Genomic DNA, 19,331 nt, shown 5'->3' with positions numbered 1-19,331 from the left:
ATGACCCAGCGCATCACCGTCACCCACACCCACGGGACACGTGTCTCCGTCGCCTCCGGCGGCGTCGAGCTGATGGCGTACGTCTACCGGCCCGACCCGGACGCCTTCGAGGTCCGTAAGCCCTACGCCCATCCGCTGCGCACCCTCGCCGGCAACCAGGTCTCCGGCTACCGGCCCAACGACCACCGCTGGCACAAGGGCCTCCAGATGACCGCCAGCCATCTGTCCGGCCAGAACTTCTGGGGCGGCAACTCCTACCTCGGCCCCGAACAGGGCTATCAGCGCATCGAGGAGCGCGTGGGCTCGATGCGCCACGACGGCTTCGAGGAGTTCACCGTCGACGAGGACCGGCTGCGCTTCACCGAGAAGCTCACCTGGATCGAGCACGGCGGTCAGGAGTGGGCGCGTGAGCTGCGCACCGTCGAAGTGCACTCGGTGGAGCCGGAGGCGGGCACCTGGGCCCTGGACTGGTCCATCCACCTCACCAACATCCGTGGCGAGGCCCTGCACTTCGGCTCCCCGACCACCGCCGGCCGGGAGATGGCCGGATACACCGGGCTCCAGTGGCGCGGCCCGCGCGACTTCACCGGCGGCGACGTCATCGGCCCGGACGGGCGCGGCGGCGACGGCGAGGCCGGCGCCTCGGACCTGATGGGCACCCCGGCCACCGACGCCGCCTGGATCGCCTTCACCGCCGAGCACGACGACGTGGACGCGCACTCCACGCTGCTGTTCGCACACGCCCCGGAGAACCTGGACAGCGCGGCCACGATCCACCCCTCCCACTGGTTCGTGCGCTCTGAGCCCATCCCCACGGTGGCCCCCTCCTGGGCGTTCTTCGAGGAGTTCGAGCTGCCGCCGGGGGAGTCCTTCGGCTACCGCTACCGGGTGGTGGTCGCCGACGGCGCCTGGGACCGGGCGCGCGCCGAGAGCTACCTCGCGAACCACGGATGGTGACCACGGTGACCCCGACGCATCCGATGCCCGCCCCGCTGCCGGGCGGTGTGGGACTCTCCCACATCAGCGCGTACGAGTGGGAGGCCGCCGACGGGGTGTGCGGCGGCAGCCCCCATCTCCATCTGGCCTGCACCGAGGCGTATGTGGTGACCGCGGGACGCGGCGCCGTGCAGACCCTGACCGTCGCGGACGGGTTCACCGAGACCCCGCTGGAGCCGGGCGCGGTGGTGTGGTTCACCCCCGGCACGGTGCACCGGATGGTGCAGGGCGGCGGTCTGAAGGTGACCGTGCTGATGCAGAACAGCGGGCTGCCGGAGGCCGGGGACGCGGTCTTCACCTTCCCGCCCGAGGTGCTGGCCGACCCCGGGCGGTACGCGGCGGCCGCCGCGCTGCCCGCCAAGGAGGGGCCGGCGGCCGACGCGGCCGCCCGGCGCCGCCGGGACCTGGCGGTCGAGGGCTATCTGACGCTGCGGGCCGCCGCCGAGAAGGGCGACACGGGTCCGCTGCGCGCCTTCCACGAGGCGGCGGTGCGGATCGTCGCGCCCAAGGTCGGGCAGTGGGAGCCGCGCTGGCGGGACGGGGCGCTCGCCGCCGCGCGGCGCACCGGTGAGCAGCTGACCGCGCTCGCCGCGGGCGACGCCTCCCACCTGGCCGAGGCGCGGGTCACCGCGACCGGGCCCAGCCGCCGGGGCGGCTACGGCATGTGCGGTCGCCGGGACGAGTACGAACTGCCCGGCGCCACGCTCCCGTATTACGGCGAATAGCCGCCACAGGCACCACCACGCACGTTCAACGGACACATCAGGAGGGAGGTCGGCTCCGGTATGCGCGGAAACAGGACAAAGATGTCCTGCGCCCTGGCTCTCGTCCTCACACTCGGCGGGACCCTCACGGGCTGCGGCGGCGATGGCGGCGGCGGCTCGGGCGGCAAGGTCACCCTGCGGTTCACCTGGTGGGGCAATCCCGACCGGGCGGCCCGCACGGAGCAGGCCATCAAGGTTTTCGAGAAGCGCCACCCTGACATCGACATCACCACGTCCTTCGCGGGATTCGACACCTATAAGGCGAAGCTCGCCACACAGGCGGCGGGCGGCGACGCGCCCGATGTGATGCAGCTGGACTACCGGCAGATCAACCAGTACGCGACCTCCGGCATCCTGCTGGACCTCGGCAAGTACCCCGAGCTGCGGACCTCTCAGATCGACAAGGGGCTGCTGGACACCGGGGTGGTCGACGGCAAGCGGTACGCGCTCCCGGTCGCCCGCGGCACCGAGACGATGGCGTACGACGCCACGCTGTGGCGCAAGGCGGGCGTCCCCGAGCCCACCGCGGACTGGACGTGGGACGACTGGGCCGACGCGATGCGCCAGCTGTCGAAGTCCGAGGCCACCGGCGGCCGGGTCGGCGGCACCGACCCGGGCCAGAGCGAGGACGTCTTCGAGATCTGGCTGCGCGGCCAGGGCAAGAGCCTGTACACCGAGGACGGCGGGCTGGGCTTCACCGCCGACGATCTGACCCGCTACTGGGAGTGGTGCACCGGGCTCCGCAAGGAGGGCGCGGTGTCCCGCGCCGAGCAGACCACCCAGATGGACGGGACGGTGGAGAACACCCCGCTGGGCCGGCTGACGGCCGTCTCCGACTTCAACTGGGACGCCCCCGTCAGCGGCTACTCGGCCATCGTCGGCGAGGGGCTGAAGATGGCGCCGCTGCCGGTCGGCGACGACGGCACCCCGGGCCAGTACTTCAAACCGTCGATGTTCTTCGGCGCCTCGGCCAAGACCGCACACCCGAAGCAGGCCGCCCAGTTCATCGACTTCCTGCTCAACGACCAGGAGGCGGGCACCATCCTCGGCGCCACCCGCGGCATCCCGGCCAACGACACGCTGCGCGAGAAGGTGCTGCCCAAGCTGGAGGGGTTCGACCAGGTCATCTCCGCGTACCAGAAGCAGTTCGAGGGCAAGTTCGAGGACCCGCCGGCCGCGCCGCCCAAGGGCGACGCCTCCCTGCAAGGCACCTTCGCGCGCGACTACGACCAGGTGTCCTACGAGCGCATGTCGCCGCGTGAGGCGGCGGAGGACTACATCACCGAGGCGAAGGCGGAGCTGAGGCAATGACCGCGACCGCGACCCGCCCCCAGAGCGCCGCGCCCTCCGCCACCGGCGGCAAGCGGGCGCCGAAGCGCGAGCGGCAGGGCGCCGCCTGGGTGTTCCTGTCCCCCTGGGTGCTCGGCGCCACCGTGCTGACACTGCTGCCCATGGCCGTCTCGCTGTATCTGTCGTTCACCGACTACGACATGTTCGACGCGCCCAGCTGGGTGGGCTTCCGCAACTACACCCAGATGTTCACCGAGGACCCCCGCTACTGGCGGTCGGTCGGCACCACCCTGACCTACGTGGTGATCGCGGTGCCGCTCCAGCTCGTGCTGGCGCTCGCCGTGGCGATCGCGCTGAAGTCGGTCAAGCGCGGCAAGGGCTTCTACCGCTCCGCGTTCTACGCCCCCTCGCTGCTCGGCGCGTCGATGTCCATCGCCCTGGTCTGGCGGGCGATCTTCAACGACGGCGGCACCGTCGACAACCTGCTCTCCGACGTCGGCCTCGACATCGGCGGCTGGATCAACAAACCGGGCTGGGCCATCCTGTCGGTGGCGCTGCTGACCATCTGGCAGTTCGGCGCCCCCATGGTGATCTTCCTGGCCGGGCTCCAGCAGATACCCGCCGAGCTGTACGAGGCGGCGGCCGTCGACGGGGCCTCCTGGTGGCGGCAGTTCCGCTCCATCACCATCCCGATGCTGTCCCCGGTGCTCTTCTTCAACCTGGTGCTCCAGATGATCCAGGCGTTCCAGGTCTTCACCCCCGCCTTCGCGGTCAGCGGGGGCAAGGGCGGACCCGCGGACTCCACGCTGGTCTACACGCTCTACCTGTACGACCGCGGCTTCACCGCCTCCCACATGGGCTACGCCTCCGCCATGGCGTGGGTGCTCCTGCTGGCCATCGGGGTCGTCACCGCGGTGCTCTTCCGGACCTCCCGGGCCTGGGTCTTCTACGCCAACGACACCCATGAGGGGGGCCGATGACCACCGCCCCGATCACCACCGCGGGCACGGCGCGCAAGCGTCCCGCGCCCGCCCGGATCGCCCTGCACATCGGTCTGATCGCCGTGCTGCTGGTGATGCTCTATCCGCTGGCCTGGCTGCTGGCGACCTCGTTCAAACCCGCCGACGAGGTCATCGCCAGCCTCAAGCTGCTGCCCAGCCACTTCGAGTGGGGCAACTACTCCACCGCCCTGGACGGGGTGAACGAGGTCGGCGTCGGACGGCTGCTGTGGAACTCGCTGCTGATCGCCTGCGGTGCGGTGCTCGGCAACGTCATCAGCTGCTCGCTCGCCGCGTACGCCTTCGCGCGGCTGCGGTTCCGGATGCGCGGCCCGCTCTTCGCGTTCATGATCGCGACGATCATGCTGCCGCACCACGCCATCCTCATCCCGCAGTACATCATCTTCAACCAGCTCGGCATGGTGAACACCTACTGGCCGATGATCCTGCCGAAGTTCCTGGCCACCGACGCCTTCTTCGTCTTCCTCATCGTGCAGTTCATGCGCGGACTGCCGCGTGAGCTGGAAGAGGCGGCCCGGATCGACGGCTGCGGGCCCTTCCGCTCGTTCTTCAGCGTCATCCTGCCGCTGACCCGGCCCGCGCTGATCACCACCGCGATCTTCACCTTCATCTGGACCTGGAACGACTTCTTCACCCAGCTCATCTACCTCTTCGAGCCGGAGAAGTTCACCCTGACCCTGGCCCTGCGCTCCTTCGTGGACGCCTCCAGCCAGTCGGCCTTCGGCCCGATGTTCGCGATGTCGGTGTTCGCGCTGCTGCCCATCGTGCTCTTCTTCCTCGCCTTCCAGCGGTTCCTGGTCGAGGGCATGGCCAGCTCCGGACTGAAGGGATGAGCATGGCCACCGCGACCCAACGCGAACCCGGCGAGCTGTTCGGCCCCCGGTTCGCGCTCTTCGCCGACGTCCTGGCGGTGGGCCTGGCCACCGCCGCCGCCTCGCTGCCGCTGGTCACCGCCCCGGCCGCGATGTCCACGGCCTGCGCCGTACTGGACCGGCGGGTCCGCCAGGACGCGCCCGCCACCGCGGGCGGCTACCTCCGCGCGCTGCGCGCCCGGCTGCGCACCGGCGATCTGCTGGCCGGCGCCGGAATGCTGGCCGGCGGCGCCCTGCTGCTGTTCAACGCGCTCGCGGCGGGCGCCGGACTGCCGGGCGCGGTGGTCTTCCGGCCCGCGCTGCTCGCCGTGAGCGGGCTGCTCACCGTCGTGCTGCTGCTGGCCTGCGCCCGCCCCGAGTCGGCGACGAGCTGGCGCGCCGCGCTGCGCTCGGCGGCGTACGACGCGGTGCGCAGGCCCCGCGCGAGCGTCGTGCTGCTGCTGGCCGTGGCCACCGCCGCGGTCTGCGCCTGGGCCTATCCGCCGCTTCTCTTCCTCGTCCCCGGCCCCCTCGCGATCGCCGCCCGAGCCACGGAGCACCACCTGTGAGCCCCTCCCCGAGCCACGTCTCCCGCCGTCACTTCCTCGCCGGAACCGCCGCCGTGAGCGCCCTGCTCGCCACCGCCGGTCCCCAGGCCACGGCCGCCGCCCGCGGCCGTACCGACAAGCCGTTCCTGGAGTTGCTCACCAAGGCGGCCGACGCCCGGGTGGCCGAGGTGCTGGACGGTCTCGACACGGTCCTGGACCAGCTGAACAACCTCGGCCAGGCCCGCCCCGCCGCCCGTAGCCTGCGGCTGCTCACCTCCGTCCACGTCTGGGCCGACGCCCGCCACCACCACGACGGCGCGCTGATCGCGCCGATGACCCGGCTGGTGGACGCGCTGGCCGCCGCCCAGTTCGACGACGGTCTCTACGACCAGGGCGCGGTGCACTCGCCCCCGGACACCGCCTTCTCCATCGTCGACCTCGGCATGCTCTACGGGCTGCTGGCCGCCGACGGCCACACCACCACCGAGGGCGTCCGGGCCACCCTGAAGAAGATCCTGCTCAAGGCGGGCGAGGGCCTGTCCACCGGCGGGGTGCACACCCCCAACCACCGCTGGAAGGTGTGCGCCGCGCTGGCCCGGATCAACTCCTTCTGGCCCGACGCGCGCTACACCCGCCGTATCGACGCCTGGCTGGCCGAGGGCATCGACCAGTACGACAGCGGCCAGTACAGCGAGCGCAGCGCCACCTACGCGCCCATCGTCACCAACCCCTCGCTGCTGACCCTCGCCCGGCTCACCGAGCGCCCGCGGCTGTACGAGAACGTGCGCCGCAACCTCGAGGCCACCGTGCACCTCCTGGAACCCGACGGGGAGGTGGAGACGGTGCACTCGCGCCGGCAGGACCAGAAGACGGTCAAGCACGTGTCCGAGTACTGGCTCCAGTTCCGCGCCCTGGCGCTGCGCGAGAAGGACGGGCGGTTCGCGGCCGTCGCCGCCGCCGTCCAGCGGCGCGGGGCGGACCAGACCTTCGACGAGACCCCGCTCGGGGACTTCCTCGCCGAGGTGCTGGACCATCCGGAGGTGGCCGCGCCGCTGCCGAAGGCCACCGGCGAGCCCGGCGAGTTCACCTTCCACGACAAGGACTGCGGGCTGGTCCGGATCGCGAAGGGGAACACCCGGACCACCCTCTTCGGCGGCACCGACTTCCCCGACGTGCACGCGATCTCCTCGGGCCTGTCCACCAATCCGACGTTCTTCAAATGGCGCAAGGGCGCGGCGATCCTGGACTCGCTGCGGCTGTCCCCGCAGTTCTTCTCGCTCGGCCACTTCCGGGCCGAGGACGTGGCGCGCACGGCGGACGGCTGGCGGCTGTGGGCCGAGGTGCGGGCCGGATACCATCTGCCGCTGCCGCCCCAGCACCGCCGCTCCGACGGCCGGTACCCGCTGACGGACGACGGCCGGTTCTGGTCCGCGATGGACTTCCCGCACCGCCCCAAGGAGTGGCGCACGCTGCGCACCGAGGTGCGGATCGCGGAGGCGGACGGCGGCTGGAACCTGGACGTCGAGGTCGGGGAGTCCGAGGTCCCGCTCGCCCTGGAACTGTGCTTCCGCTCCGGCGGACGGCTCACCGGAGTGGTGCCGGTCTCCGGTCAGCGGGACACGTATCAGCTGGTCGAGGGGTACGGGACCTATACGGCCGGCGATGACGTGATCACCTTCGGGCCCGGCAACGGCAGCGGTCCGCGCCAGCCCGCCGTCGTGGACCCCGGCGAGCGCTACAGCTGGATGGGCGGCGAGCTGACCCCGGCCGGGCAGCGGGTCCTGATCACCGGGCGTGCGCCGCTGCGCTACCGGCTCACGCTGCGCTGAGGCGCCGACCGTCCTGTGCCGTCCCTGTGTTCGGTCTGTACAGGGGCGGCCAGGGACGGTTAGCTTGGTGTAAATAGAAAGCGCTTACTGCATGCGCTTGCTGCGACTCTCGGTGAGGAGAAGAACCCACGTGACACGCAAGACAGTGCGGATCGCCATGAACGGTGTGACCGGCCGGATGGGCTACCGCCAGCACCTCGTCCGCTCTCTCCTCGCCATCCGCGAACAGGGCGGGCTCAGCCTCGGCGACGGCACCGTGCTGTGGCCCGAGCCGCTGCTCGTCGGCCGCCGCGCCTACGCGCTCAAGGAGCTCGCCGAGCGCCACGGCCTCGACCCGGTCGCGGACGTCTCGACCGACCTGGACGCCGTACTGGCGGACGACGGCGTCGACATCTACTTCGACGCGCAGGTCACCGCCGCCCGTGAGGAGGCCATAAGGAAGGCCATCGCGGCGGGCAAGCACATCTACACCGAGAAGCCCACCGCCACCGGCCTGGAGGGCGCCCTGGAGCTGGCCCGGCTCGCCCAGGCGGCGGGCGTCAAGCACGGCGTCGTCCAGGACAAGATCTTCCTGCCGGGGCTGCTGAAGCTCAAGCGCCTCATCGACGGCGGCTTCTTCGGCCGCATCCTCTCCGTGCGAGGGGAGTTCGGCTACTGGGTCTTCGAGGGCGACTGGCAGAGCGCCCAGCGGCCCTCCTGGAACTACCGGGCCGAGGACGGCGGCGGCATCGTCGTCGACATGTTCCCGCACTGGGAGTACGTGCTGCACGAGCTGTTCGGCGCGGTGCGCTCCGTCCAGGCGCAGGCCACCACCCACATCCCGACCCGCTGGGACGAGCAGGGCAAGCCGTACGAGGCCACCGCCGACGACGCGGCCTACGGCATCTTCCAGCTCGAGGGCGGCGCCATCGCCCAGATCAACTCCTCCTGGGCGGTCCGGGTGAACCGGGACGAGCTGGTCGAGTTCCAGGTCGACGGCACCGAGGGATCGGCCGTCGCGGGCCTGCGCAAGTGCCGCGTCCAGCACCGCTCGGCCACCCCCAAGCCGGTGTGGAACCCGGACCTGCCCGCCACCGAGGCGTTCCGCGAGCAGTGGCAGGAGGTCCCCGACAACGGGGAGTTCGACAACGGCTTCAAGGCGCAGTGGGAGCTGTTCCTGCGCCATGTCGCCCTCGACGAGCCCTGGCGCTGGGACCTGCTGGCCGGTGCGCGCGGCGTCCAGCTCGCCGAGCTGGGCTGGAAATCGTCGGCGGAGGGCCGCCGGCTGGACGTACCGGAGCTGAGCCTGTGACCATCCACCTCCCCGCGCCGGGCGGTACCACCCGCGCCTACGAACCCCGCGCCGAGCCGCTGTCGCCGGCCGCCGGCACCCCCTTCACCTCGCGCGTCGTCTTCTCGGCCGCCCATGTGGTGGCCGACCCGTACGCCGACGCGACCCCCGACGGCCCGGCCGCCGTCGACTGGGACGCCACCCTCGCCTTCCGCCGCCACCTGTGGTCGCACGGGCTGGGCGTGGCCGAGGCCATGGACACCGCCCAGCGCGGTATGGGCCTGGACTGGGCGGGCGCCGCCGAGCTGATCCGCCGCTCGGCGGCCGAGGCGAAGGCCGTCGGCGGCCGTATCGCCTGCGGCGTCGGCACCGACCAACTGGCCGCCACCGAGATCGGCTATCCCTACGGCCTGGACCAGGTCCGGGCCGCGTACGAGGAACAGCTGGCCGTCTGCGAGGAGTCCGGCGCCCAGGCCATCCTGATGGCCTCGCGCGCCCTGTGCGCCGTGGCCAAGGGCCCCGAGGACTACCTGGAGGTCTACGGCCACCTGCTGCGCCAGTCCGCCGAGCCGGTGATCCTGCACTGGCTGGGCCCGATGTTCGACCCGGCCCTGGAGGGCTACTGGGGCAGCACCGACCTGGACGCCGCCACCCGCGCCTTCCTCGACGTCATCTCCGCCCACCCCGACAAGGTCGACGGCATCAAGGTCTCCCTGCTGGACGCCCGGCGCGAGATCGACCTGCGGCGCAAGCTGCCGGACGGGGTGCGCTGCTACACGGGCGACGACTTCCACTACCCCGAGCTGATCGCGGGCGACGACCAGGGCTTCAGCCACGCCCTGCTCGGCATCTTCGACCCGCTGGGCCCGCTGGCCGCCGAGGCCGTGCGCACCCTGGACACCGGCGACGTGGCCGGCTTCCGCGCGCTGCTGGACCCGACGGTGGAGCTCTCCCGCCACCTCTTCCAGACCCCGACCCGCTACTACAAGACGGGCGTGGTCCTCCTGGCCTGGCTGGCGGGCCACCAGTCGCACTTCACGATGGTGGGCGGCCTGCAGTCGGCCCGTTCGCTGCCGCATCTGGCCCGCGCGTACGAACTGGCGGACGGGCTGGGCCTGTTCCCGGACCCGGCGCTGGCCGAATCGCGGATGAAACACCTGCTCACCGTCCACGGAGTCGCGCAATGAACCCGGTCCCCCGCCTGAGCCTCAACCAGGAAACCATCAAGCAGTGGTCGCTGCCGGAGCTGGCGGAGGGCTGCGCCAAGGCGGGCGTCACGGGCGTGGGCCTGTGGCGCGAACCGGTCCAGAAGTACGGCGTCGAGGCGGCGGCCGCGCTGGTGCGGAACGCGGGCCTGACCGTCACCAGCCTGTGCCGGGGCGGCTTCTTCACCGCGCTCGACCCCGAGCGGCGCGCCGCCGCCCTGGCCGACAACCGCAAGGCCATCGACGAGGCCGCCACCCTGGGCACCGACACCCTGGTCCTGGTCTCCGGCGGCCTCCCGGCGGGCAGCCGCGACCTCTTCGCCGCCCGCGAGCGCATCGCCGACGCACTGGCCGAGCTCGTCCCGTACGCGGCCGACCACGGCGTCCGCCTGGCCATCGAGGCCCTGCACCCCATGTACGCCGCCGACCGCTGTGTGGTCTCCACCCTCGGCCAGGCCCTGGACCTGGCCGAGCGCTTCCCGGCGGACCAGGTGGGCGTGGTCGTGGACACCTACCACCTGTGGTGGGACGACGCCGTGGCGGCCCAGATCGCCCGCGCGGGTGCCACAGGCCGTATCGCCGCGTTCCAGCTCGCCGACTGGATCACCCCCCTCCCGGAGGGCGTGCTCCTGGGCCGGGGCCAGCTCGGCGACGGCGCGGTCGACTTCCGCTGGTTCCGCGAACAGGTCGACGCGACGGGCTTCACCGGCCCGATCGAGGTGGAGATCTTCAACCCGGACCTCTGGGCCCGGGACGGCGCGGAGGTCCTGGCGGAGGTCGTCGACCGCTACCGCGACCTGGTCCTCTGACGCGCACCTCCGGCGCGTTCGCCCACACGTCGGGCGACATCCGCCGTCCGCCACCGGCGTGGGGGCCGGTGGCGGACGGCGGCCCGGCGACCCCGCGCCGCGGCGGGCCGGTCAGCCCGGCGCGGGCCCTGGTTCGCGGCGGGCCCTCAGGGCGCGGACCTTGTGGCGGTTGCCGCAGCGCTCCATGGCGCACCAGCGGCGGCGGCCGGGGCGCGAGGTGTCCACGAAGACCAGGTAGCAGTCGTGGGCGGCGCATTCGCGGACGCGAGCGGCGTGGCGGCCGGTGAACAGCTCCACGGCGTCGCGGGCGATGGCGGAGAGCGCCTGGGCACCGCCGGCCGGGAGCGACCAGGCGTGGGAGCCGTCCGGGGCGATCCGCGGGGCGAGGGGCGGGTGCTGGGCGGCGCGGTTGACCTCTGCCACGTCCTCGGCCCGGTGGGGGCGGCCATGGGCCGTGGCACGGGCCATGTGCCACAGGGCGTCGCGGAGCCGGCGCCCGGCGTCGAGGTCGTCGGGGCCGACGCGGAGGTCCGTGGCGGCCAGGCGCAGGCGGGAGAGGGCCAGCCAGTCGGCGAGGTCGCCCGGTTCGTGCAGGATCTCGTAGCGGGCGAACGCGCCGGGGCCGCCGGTGGTGAGGAACTCCAGGCACAGGGCGCCGGGGTCGAAGAGGAATGAGCCGCCGTCAGGGGGACGCAGAACCAGTCCGGTTGTCGCCTCGCGCATGTAACCAGTATAAGTGGTGCACGCTCATCGGGACCCGGAGGATCACATGGCCGTGCACTGGAAGCTCGTCGTCGACTGCGCCGACCCGATACGGCTCGCGTCCTTCTGGGCGGAGGCCCTCGGCTATGTGGTCGAGGACCACAGTGTCCTGATCGACCACCTGCTGGGCGTGGGGGCGATCGGCGCGGACGACCACACCACGGTCGACGGACGGAAGGCGTGGCGGCACGCCGCCGGCGTACGCCACCCCGACGACCCGTTCGACCCCGCGAACGGCGTCGGACTCGGCCGCAGACTGCTCTTCCAGGCCGTTCCGGAGCCCAAGCGGGGCAAGAACCGGCTGCACATCGATGTGCACGTGGGCCCGGAAGAGCGGGACCGCGAGGTGAAGCGGCTGACCGGGCTGGGCGCGACGGTGCTGGGGGTCGTACAGGAGCCGGGCACCCACCACGTCACGATGGCCGACCCCGAGGGCAACGAGTTCGACGTGCAGTGAGCCGGGCCGGGGCGACCGCCACCGGGTCAGCGCGCCACTGACGGGGTGTCCGTCCCGGACGGGGCCGAGGGCGGCGAGGCGGGGGAGGGCTCGGTCGAAGGGACGCTGGTCGACGAGGGTACCGAGGTGGCCGGAGGCGAGGGCTCGCGCGCGGGCGGCGTCTTCCTGCCGCTCTCCGGCGAGCCGGACAGCAGCACGAACGCGACGGCCGCCGCCGCTGCCGCCGCCGTCACGGCGACCGCGGACACCACCCGCCGGATCCGCCGCGTCCCCCACGCCCGGCCGGTGGGCGGACGGGCCGGTGCCAGATCACGGGCGCTGATGAGCCGCGCACGGGCGTCGAGCGCGGTGCGCAGCCGTTCCTCGAGCGACGGGGGAGTGCTCACCGGTCCACCTCCAGCAGTCTTTCCAGGGTGACGAGCGCACGGCTCGCGGTCGACTTCACCGTGCCGCGGGAGATGCCCAGCGTCTCGGCGATCTGTGCCTCGGTCAGCTCCGACCAGTAGCGCAGCACCAGGACCTCGCGCTGCCGCGCGGTGAGCCGGGCCATCGCGTCGAGCACCTGCCGGTGCTCCTCGGCGAGCAGCAGCGGCTCGTCCACCGGCGCTCCCGGCCCCTGGTACGGCGGGGTGTACGCACGTGCCGTACGCCGCCGGCGCAGCACGGAGCGGGCCGCGTTGACCACCGCGGTGTGCAGGTAGGCGTGGGCGTCCTGGAGGCTGTCCAGCCGTGAGCCGTGCCGGCGGCAGACGGCGGCGAAGGCGTCCTGGACGACGTCCTCGGCGGTATGCAGGTCGTCCACCAGGAAGACGGCCAGCCGGACCATGTCCAGCCGCCGGGCCTGGTACAGGTCGGCCAGCGTGGGGCCGGGCTCGTCGTCGTCCCGGCCGCCCACCGACCGCAGGACGCGGAACCGCCGCTCGGCGCGCGGCGGTTCCACCGCCGGCGTCGGGGCGGTGGTCCGGGCGCGGCGCAGCAGCCGGGCCCACCAGGGCAGGACAAGAGTGAGCTGCATCGTCCTCGTTCACCTCATCGGTGCGGCGGGACCGGCTCCGGATCCGGTCCCGCCCCACCCGTGGCTGACGGTTAGCGGCCGGCCCGCGCGGGCTCGGGCTCGGCGGGCTCAGGCACGCTGGTCGGCGGCTGTGCGGGCGCGGGGGTGCTGGTCTGGTCGGGGGCCGGCCCGGGGGTGCCGGTCTGGTCGGGAGCCGGCTCAGGGGTGCTGGTCCGGGTGGGGACCGGCGCGGGGGTGTCGGTCTGGTCGGGAGCCGGCTCAGGGGTGCTGGTCTGGTCGGGGGCCGGCCCGGGGGTGCTGGTCTGGTCGGGGGCCGGCCCGGGGGTTCCGGTCTGGTCGGGGGCCGGCGCGGGGGTGCTGGTCCGGGTGGGGACCGGCTTGGGGGTGCTGGTCCGGGTGGGCACCGGCTCGGGGGTGCTGGTCTGGGCGGGCGCGGGCTTGGCCGGGCGCGAGTGGTCGGCGGTGGCGGCCTGGGCGGCGAAGCCCCCGCCCACGAGCAGGGCGACACCGGCGGCCGACCCCATGAGCCAGGGGCGCAGACGGCGGTTGGGCTTCTTGGCGCGGACGTGCTGCATACGGAATGACTCCCGGAAAGGTTGAGCGAACGCTGATGGGTGAGGCGCGCACCGAGGGTCCGAGGACCCGTTCCGGAACCCGCCTTCACCCCACCAGACGTGCGGCCCCACCCGAGGTTGTCGCGCCCCGGAAAAAAATCCGTGACCGCTCTCGGAGCCGGCGCCCCACGACGGGGCGCCCCACAACGGCGCCCCGCGACGGAACGCCCCGGAACGGGATCTCCATAACGGATCGATAACCGCCGGAACCCGGGTGACAACCCTTCCGGCCCCTGGCAGGTCGTATCGGGCATCGGGCTTCCTGGGGAGGGATCCGGGGGGATTCGGAGGAAGCTCGTGGGGAGGGGGACACGAGGGGCCCGGCCACGGACCGGGCCCCTCGAAACGCGTTACCGCCCCCGTGGCAGCGCCGCCACCTGCTCGGCGTTCGGGAAGGACGCCTGCGCCCCGGGCCGGGTCACCGCGGCCGCGCCCACGCGCACCGCGAACCGCACCGCCGCCTGAAGGTCGTCGCCGACGCCGAGGCGCCAGGCGAGCGCGCCGGTGAAGGCGTCCCCGGCGCCCGTGGTGTCCACCGCCGCCACCGCGACACTGGGCACCGGCACCGTACGGTCGCGGTCGGCGACCAGCGCGCCCTCGCCGCCCAGGGTCACCACGACCGAGCGCGGGCCGCGCGCCAGCAGGGCCTTGGCCCACTTCTCGGGGTCCCCGGAGGACCCCGCCGGGTCGTCGCTCAGCAGGAACCGCGCCTCGTGCTCGTTGACCACCAGGGGGTCACAGGCGGCCAGCACATCGGCGGGCAGCGGCGCGGGCGGCGAGGGGTTGAGCACCACGCGCGGCCCGGGGCGGCCGCCGAAGCCCGCGTGCGCGGTGCGGACCACCTCGGCGACCGTCTCCAGCGGGATCTCCAGCTGGAGGGAGACCACCCGCGCCGCGGCGAGCAGGCGTACCGAGGCCCGGACGTCCTCGGGGGTCAGCCGGGCGTTGGCCCCTGGGGAGACCACGATGCTGTTGTCGCCCGAGGGGTCCACCGTGATCAGCGCGACCCCGGTGGGCGCGCCGCCGACGAGGACGCCCACGGTGTCGACCCCGGCGGTCCGCTGCGAGTCCAGCAGCAGCCGGCCGTGGCCGTCGTCGCCGACCCGGGCCAGCAGGGCTGTCCGGGCCCCCAGCCGGGCCGCGGCGACGGCCTGGTTGGCGCCCTTGCCGCCGGGGTGGACCACCAGGTCGGAACCGAGGACGGTCTCGCCCGCCCCGGGGCGGCGGTCGACTCCGATCACCAGATCGGCGTTGGCCGATCCCACGACCAGCAGGTCGTAGTCGTGCATCCGCACGTCCTTTCGCTTCGCTCGTCAGCCCATGTGGCGGTGCTGTTGCCCGTGACGATCCACGCCGGTGGGACGCTCACTTCGCGGTGACGACCTTCACCGGCACCTTCACCGTCCCGCCGATCTTCTGGCCCTCGGCGGCCTTGATGGCGTTCCGCACCACCATCCGGCCCAGCTCCTTCGGCTGCTGGGCGACGGTCGCGGCGAGGCTGCCGTCCTCGACCGCCTTCAGACCGTCCGGGGTGCCGTCGAAGCCGACGACCTTGACGGACGTGCCCGCCTTGGACCCGAGCGCCTTGACGGCCCCGAGCGCCATCTCGTCGTTCTCGGCGAAGATCCCGTCGATGCCGGGGTGGCCCTGGAGCAGATTGGTGGTCACATCGAGCCCCTTGGCCCGGTCGAAGTCGGCCGACTGCTTGCCGACGACCTTGATGCCCGGATAGGACTTGAGGCCCTCCGCGAAGCCCTTACCGCGCTCACGCGAGGCCGAGGTCCCGGGGGTGCCCTGGAGCACCAGGATCGTGCCCTTCTTGCCGAGCCGCTCGGCGAGCGTCTTGGCGGCGAGCCTGCCGCCGGCGATGTTGTCGGAGGCCACCAGGGTCGCGACCGTCGCCTTGTTGACGCCGCGGTCGGCGGCGAGCACCGGGATGCCCGCCTTGCCGGCGGCCCGGACGGAGGGGCCGGCGGCATCGGAGTCGACCGGGTTGATGATGATCGACTTCATGTTCTGGCTGGTGAAGTTCTGGATCTGATTGGCCTGCTGGGAGGCGTCGTTCTGGGCGTCGGTGACCGTAAGGCTGATCCCGGCGCGCTTGGCCTCCTCCTGGGCGCCCGCCTTCAGCTGGACGAAGAAGGGGTTGTTGAGGGTGGAGACCGACAGTCCGATCCTGGTGGACGCGCCATCGGAGGAGTCCGAGCGCCAGAAGGAGGCGCCGAAGGCGATGGCGGCGACGACCACGGCGGCCAGCGCGAACTTGGCCGCGCCCATGGCCGTCTTACGGCCGCCACCGGACGGTCCGCCCGCCGCGGCCCCGGGCGCGCCCGGCCCGGCCCCGGCGCGCCGGCGCACCGTGTCCAGCAGCACCGCGAGCGCGATGACGGCGCCGATGACGACCTGCTGCCAGAAGGGGGACACCTCCAGCAGGTTGAGCCCGTTGCGCAGCACCGCCAGGATCAGCGCGCCGATGAGCGTGCCGGACGCCTTACCGACGCCGCCGGACAGGCTCGCCCCGCCGATGACGACCGCCGCGATCGCGTCGAGTTCGTAGCCGACGGCCGCCTGTGGCTGCGCGGAGGACAGCCGGGAGGCGAGCACGATGCCCGCGACGGCCGCGAACCCGCCGGAGAGCGCGTAGACGACGAGCTTCTGCCGCGCCACCCGGATACCGGAGAGCCGGGCCGCCTCCTCGTTGCCGCCGATCGCGTACATCGCGCGGCCCGCGTACGTACGCCCCAGCACCGCCGCGGTGATCAGGCCCATCACGACCATCACGATCACCGGGACGGGCAGCCAGCCGCCGAGCGTGTCGCCGAGGCCGGACACCGCGTCCGGGACGGGTATCGGGCTGCCCTGGGAGATCACCAGGGCCAGGCCGCGGCCGACCGACAGCATCGCGAGCGTGGCGATGAACGGCGGCAGCTTCCCGAACGCGACCAGCGCCCCGCTGACCAGACCGCAGGCGATACCGGTGGCGACGGCCAGCAGGGCCGAGAACCAGACCGGCAGCCCCTGGGAACTCGCGGACCAGGCGAGCACGGTGGCGGACAGCGCGGCCACCGAGCCGACCGACAGATCGATGCCCGCGGAGACGATGACGAAGGTGACGCCGAAGGCGAGAACGGCGGTGACCGCCGCCTGGACGCCGACGTTGAGGAGGTTGTCGGTGGTGAGGAAGTCGCCGGACAGCAGCGACAGGGCCGCCACCAGCAGCACCAGGGCGCTCAGCGCGCCATTGTCGAGCAGCACCCGGCGCAGCACGGCCGAGCCCCCGGGGTCCTTCGTGGACAGTTGCGTGTCAGCGGCCACGGGAGCCCTCCTTTTCCTCGGCGCCGACGCCTTCGTCGACGCCCTTGACGTCCTTCACCGCCAGGGCCATCACGGCGTCCTGGGTCGCGTCCCGCGCGGACAGCTCGCCCGCGATCCGGCCCTGGGCCATGACCAGGACCCGGTCGCTCATCCCCAGCACCTCGGGCAGATCGCTGGAGACCATCAGGACGGCGTGGCCGGACGCGGTGAGTTCGTTGATGAGCTGGTAGATCTCGACCTTGGCGGCCACGTCGATACCGCGGGTCGGCTCGTCCAGGATCAGCACCCGGCTGTCGGCGAGCAGCCACTTGCCGATGACGACCTTCTGCTGGTTGCCGCCGGAGAGGGTGCGCACCCGCTGGTCGAGCCCCGACATCCGGACCGCCAGCCGCTCGGCGACACCGGCCGCCGCGCGCCGCTGACCGGCCCGGTCCACCAGCCCGGCGCGGGTGGCGGCGCGCAGCGTGACCAGCCCCAGGTTCTCCTGTACGGAGCCGTCCAGGACCAGGCCCTGCCCCTTGCGGTCCTCGGGTACGAGGCCGATCCCGGCCCGCATGGCGGCCACCACGTCATGGCGGGGCAGCGGGCGGCCGAGCACCTCGACGGTGCCGGAGTCGTACGGGTCGGCGCCGAACAGGGCCCGCACGACCTCCGTACGGCCCGCGCCGACCAGCCCGGCCAGGCCCACCACCTCCCCGGCCCGCACCTCGAAGCCGATGTCCGTGAAGCTGCCCCTCCGGGTGAGCCCGCGGACCCTCAGCAGGGGCTCACCGGCGTCCCCGCGCTCCCGCGGGTACTGCTGCTCGATGGAGCGGCCCACCATCAGGCGCACCAGCTCGTCCCGGTCGGTGGTGGCCGGGACCCGGGCGACGCTGCGGCCGTCCCGCAGCACGGTGACGCGGTCGCCCAGGGCGGCGATCTCCTCCAGGTGATGGGTGATGAAGACGATGCCCACACCGTCCGCGCGCAGCGTGCGCACGATCCGGAAGAGCGTGTCGGCCTCCTCGGTGGTGAGCACGGCGGTCGGCTCGTCCATGATCAGCACGCGGGCGTCCAGGCTCAGCGCCTTGGCGATCTCCACCATCTGGAGCCGGGCGATGCCGAGGTCCCGGACCCGGGCCCGGGGCGAGACGTCCACCCCGACACGGGCCAGCAGTTCGGCGGCGCGCGCGTCCATCGTCCTGCGGTCGATCATGCCGAGGCGGCGCGGCTGGCGGCCCAGGAAGATGTTCTCGGCCACGGTGAGGTCCGGGACCAGGTTGAACTCCTGGTAGATGGTGGCGATCCCGAGCCGCTCGGCGTCCTGGGCGCCGGCGATGCGCACCGGCCCGCCGTCGACCAGGATCCGCCCGCCGTCGGGGCGGTGGGCGCCGGAGAGCGTCTTGATCAGCGTGGACTTGCCCGCGCCGTTCTCGCCCAGGAGGACGTGCACTTCGCCCCGGCGCAGATCGAAGTCCACCCCGTCGAGCGCGACCACCCCGGGGAAGGTCTTCCGGACCCCCTCCATGCGCAGCAGCTCCGCCCCGGCGTCGCCCGCGGACGTGCCCTCGGCGTCGGGGATCCGGCTCATGGCGTGCTCCCTTCGGGCTCGCCGCACGAGCGGCGGGCGACCAGACGGGCGGACAGGGTCACCGACTCGGCGGGCCGCCCCTCGACGAGATCGATCAGCGCCCGTACGGCGGCGTGGCCGAGCGCTCCGGTCGGCTGCGCGATGGCGGTGATCGGCGGATCGGTGTGGAGGAACCAGGGGATGTCGTCGAACGCGGCGAGCGCCACATCGCCCGGCACCCGCAGCCCGCGGGCGCGGATCTCGTCCATCGCGCCGAGCGCCATCAGGTTGTCGGTGGCGAAGACCACGTCCGGAGGGTGCGGCAGATCGAGGAAGCGGGCGGTCACCCGGCGGCCGCTGCCGGCCTGGAAGTCCCCCTGGCCGATGTGGTCGTCGGACAGCGCCAGACCGAACGCGCGCAGCGCGGCGCGGAAGGCGTCCACCCGCTCGCGGCCGGTCGTGGTGGCCGCCGGGCCCGCGATGATCGCGAGGCGGCGGTGGCCCAGGGCGCACAGATGGGCCACCAGATCGCGGATGGCGGTCCGCCCGTCGGTGCGGACCACCGGCACCCGGTCCAGGCCCTCGCCCTCGATCCAGCGGTCGACGAAGACCATGGGGGTACCGGCGCGGGCGGCGGCCGACATCATCGGGGAGCCGCCGTCGGTGGGGCTGATCAGCAGCCCGTCGATGCGGCGGTCCATCAGGGTGCGCACATGGTGGTCCTGGAGGTCGGGCCGCTCGTCGGCGTTGCCGATGACCACGCTGTAGCCCAGCGCGCGGGCGGCGTCCTCGACCGAACGGGCCAGCTCCGTGAAGAAGGGGTTCAGCACATCGCTGATGACCAGTCCCAGGGTCCGGGTCTGGGCGGTGCGCAGCGAGCGGGCCACCGCGTTGGGGCGGTAGCCGAGGTCGGCGACCGCGGTGAGCACCCGTTCGCGGGTGCCCGCGCGGACGGAGGGGTGGTCGTTGAGCACCCGCGAGACCGTCGCCACGGAGACCCCGGCACGCCGCGCCACGTCTTTGATGGCCGGCACCGCA

General features: G+C 73.0%; 19 protein-coding genes. 11 read left to right on the top strand and 8 right to left on the bottom strand.

The window, feature by feature from the left end:
* The 10 genes from PS467_RS15700 to PS467_RS15655 all read left to right on the top strand — a co-directional run bounded on the left by PS467_RS15700 (window position 1) and on the right by PS467_RS15655 (window position 10,581).
* Entirely contained in the window at window positions 1-957 is a 957-nt protein-coding gene (locus PS467_RS15700; RefSeq protein WP_311035810.1) for a DUF6807 domain-containing protein, read from the top strand.
* Window positions 951-1,721, top strand: a complete 771-nt coding sequence (locus PS467_RS15695; protein ID WP_311035809.1) for a cupin — start codon at window positions 951-953, stop codon at window positions 1,719-1,721. The genes PS467_RS15700 and PS467_RS15695 overlap by 7 nt, the downstream gene beginning before the upstream one ends.
* A 60-nt stretch (window positions 1,722-1,781) precedes the next feature.
* A complete protein-coding gene (locus PS467_RS15690; protein ID WP_311035808.1) occupies window positions 1,782-3,071 on the top strand; it encodes an ABC transporter substrate-binding protein in 1,290 nt (429 codons plus the stop codon).
* Entirely contained in the window at window positions 3,068-4,030 is a 963-nt protein-coding gene (locus PS467_RS15685; protein WP_311035807.1) for a carbohydrate ABC transporter permease, read from the top strand. The genes PS467_RS15690 and PS467_RS15685 overlap by 4 nt, the downstream gene beginning before the upstream one ends.
* Window positions 4,027-4,902 (top strand): carbohydrate ABC transporter permease, encoded by an 876-nt coding sequence (locus tag PS467_RS15680; protein WP_311035806.1) that lies wholly within the window; start codon window positions 4,027-4,029, stop codon window positions 4,900-4,902. The genes PS467_RS15685 and PS467_RS15680 overlap by 4 nt, the downstream gene beginning before the upstream one ends.
* A gap of 2 nt (window positions 4,903-4,904) precedes the next feature.
* A complete protein-coding gene (locus tag PS467_RS15675; RefSeq protein WP_311035805.1) occupies window positions 4,905-5,489 on the top strand; it encodes a hypothetical protein in 585 nt (194 codons plus the stop codon).
* Entirely contained in the window at window positions 5,486-7,297 is a 1,812-nt protein-coding gene (locus PS467_RS15670; protein ID WP_311035804.1) for a twin-arginine translocation signal domain-containing protein, read from the top strand. The genes PS467_RS15675 and PS467_RS15670 overlap by 4 nt, the downstream gene beginning before the upstream one ends.
* Window positions 7,298-7,427: 130 nt before the next feature.
* Complete coding sequence (locus PS467_RS15665) at window positions 7,428-8,588, top strand: Gfo/Idh/MocA family protein (RefSeq protein WP_311035803.1); 1,161 nt, start codon at window positions 7,428-7,430, stop codon at window positions 8,586-8,588.
* Window positions 8,585-9,754, top strand: a complete 1,170-nt coding sequence (locus PS467_RS15660; protein WP_311035802.1) for a dihydrodipicolinate synthase family protein — start codon at window positions 8,585-8,587, stop codon at window positions 9,752-9,754. Before PS467_RS15665 ends, PS467_RS15660 begins: the two co-directional genes overlap by 4 nt.
* Complete coding sequence (locus PS467_RS15655; protein ID WP_311035801.1) at window positions 9,751-10,581, top strand: sugar phosphate isomerase/epimerase family protein; 831 nt, start codon at window positions 9,751-9,753, stop codon at window positions 10,579-10,581. Before PS467_RS15660 ends, PS467_RS15655 begins: the two co-directional genes overlap by 4 nt.
* A 111-nt stretch (window positions 10,582-10,692) precedes the next feature.
* Here PS467_RS15655 and PS467_RS15650 read toward each other — a convergent pair whose 3' ends face one another.
* On the bottom strand, window positions 10,693-11,304 hold the full coding sequence (locus PS467_RS15650) for a CGNR zinc finger domain-containing protein (RefSeq protein WP_311035800.1): 612 nt from the start codon (window positions 11,302-11,304) through the stop codon (window positions 10,693-10,695).
* Between the two features lie 46 nt (window positions 11,305-11,350).
* On the opposite strand from PS467_RS15650, the gene PS467_RS15645 reads away from it, so the two are divergent.
* Entirely contained in the window at window positions 11,351-11,800 is a 450-nt protein-coding gene (locus tag PS467_RS15645) for a VOC family protein (RefSeq protein WP_311035799.1), read from the top strand.
* Window positions 11,801-11,826: 26 nt separating this feature from the next.
* Here PS467_RS15645 and PS467_RS15640 read toward each other — a convergent pair whose 3' ends face one another.
* From PS467_RS15640 to PS467_RS15610, 7 genes are all read right to left on the bottom strand, one after another.
* On the bottom strand, window positions 11,827-12,186 hold the full coding sequence (locus PS467_RS15640; protein ID WP_311035798.1) for a hypothetical protein: 360 nt from the start codon (window positions 12,184-12,186) through the stop codon (window positions 11,827-11,829).
* A complete protein-coding gene (locus tag PS467_RS15635; RefSeq protein WP_311035797.1) occupies window positions 12,183-12,815 on the bottom strand; it encodes a SigE family RNA polymerase sigma factor in 633 nt (210 codons plus the stop codon). The genes PS467_RS15640 and PS467_RS15635 overlap by 4 nt, the downstream gene beginning before the upstream one ends.
* Before the next feature lie 71 nt (window positions 12,816-12,886).
* On the bottom strand, window positions 12,887-13,390 hold the full coding sequence (locus tag PS467_RS15630) for a hypothetical protein (protein ID WP_311035796.1): 504 nt from the start codon (window positions 13,388-13,390) through the stop codon (window positions 12,887-12,889).
* Window positions 13,391-13,779: 389 nt separating this feature from the next.
* A complete protein-coding gene (locus PS467_RS15625) occupies window positions 13,780-14,718 on the bottom strand; it encodes a ribokinase (protein ID WP_311035795.1) in 939 nt (312 codons plus the stop codon).
* A gap of 76 nt (window positions 14,719-14,794) precedes the next feature.
* Window positions 14,795-16,744: an ABC transporter permease/substrate-binding protein gene (locus PS467_RS15620; RefSeq protein WP_311035794.1), complete on the bottom strand. Its 1,950-nt coding sequence runs from the start codon at window positions 16,742-16,744 to the stop codon at window positions 14,795-14,797.
* Window positions 16,734-18,314 (bottom strand): sugar ABC transporter ATP-binding protein, encoded by a 1,581-nt coding sequence (locus tag PS467_RS15615; RefSeq protein ID WP_311035793.1) that lies wholly within the window; start codon window positions 18,312-18,314, stop codon window positions 16,734-16,736. Before PS467_RS15615 ends, PS467_RS15620 begins: the two co-directional genes overlap by 11 nt.
* The gene (locus PS467_RS15610; protein ID WP_311035792.1) at window positions 18,311-19,327 is read right to left on the bottom strand and encodes a LacI family DNA-binding transcriptional regulator; all 1,017 of its coding nucleotides are present in this window, start codon (window positions 19,325-19,327) and stop codon (window positions 18,311-18,313) included. Before PS467_RS15610 ends, PS467_RS15615 begins: the two co-directional genes overlap by 4 nt.
* Window positions 19,328-19,331: the final 4 nt, after the last annotated feature.

It is taken from the genome of Streptomyces luomodiensis, assembly GCF_031679605.1.
Taxonomy (GTDB): Bacteria; Actinomycetota; Actinomycetes; order Streptomycetales; family Streptomycetaceae; genus Streptomyces; species Streptomyces luomodiensis.
This window is presented reverse-complemented; position numbering and strand designations above follow the sequence as displayed.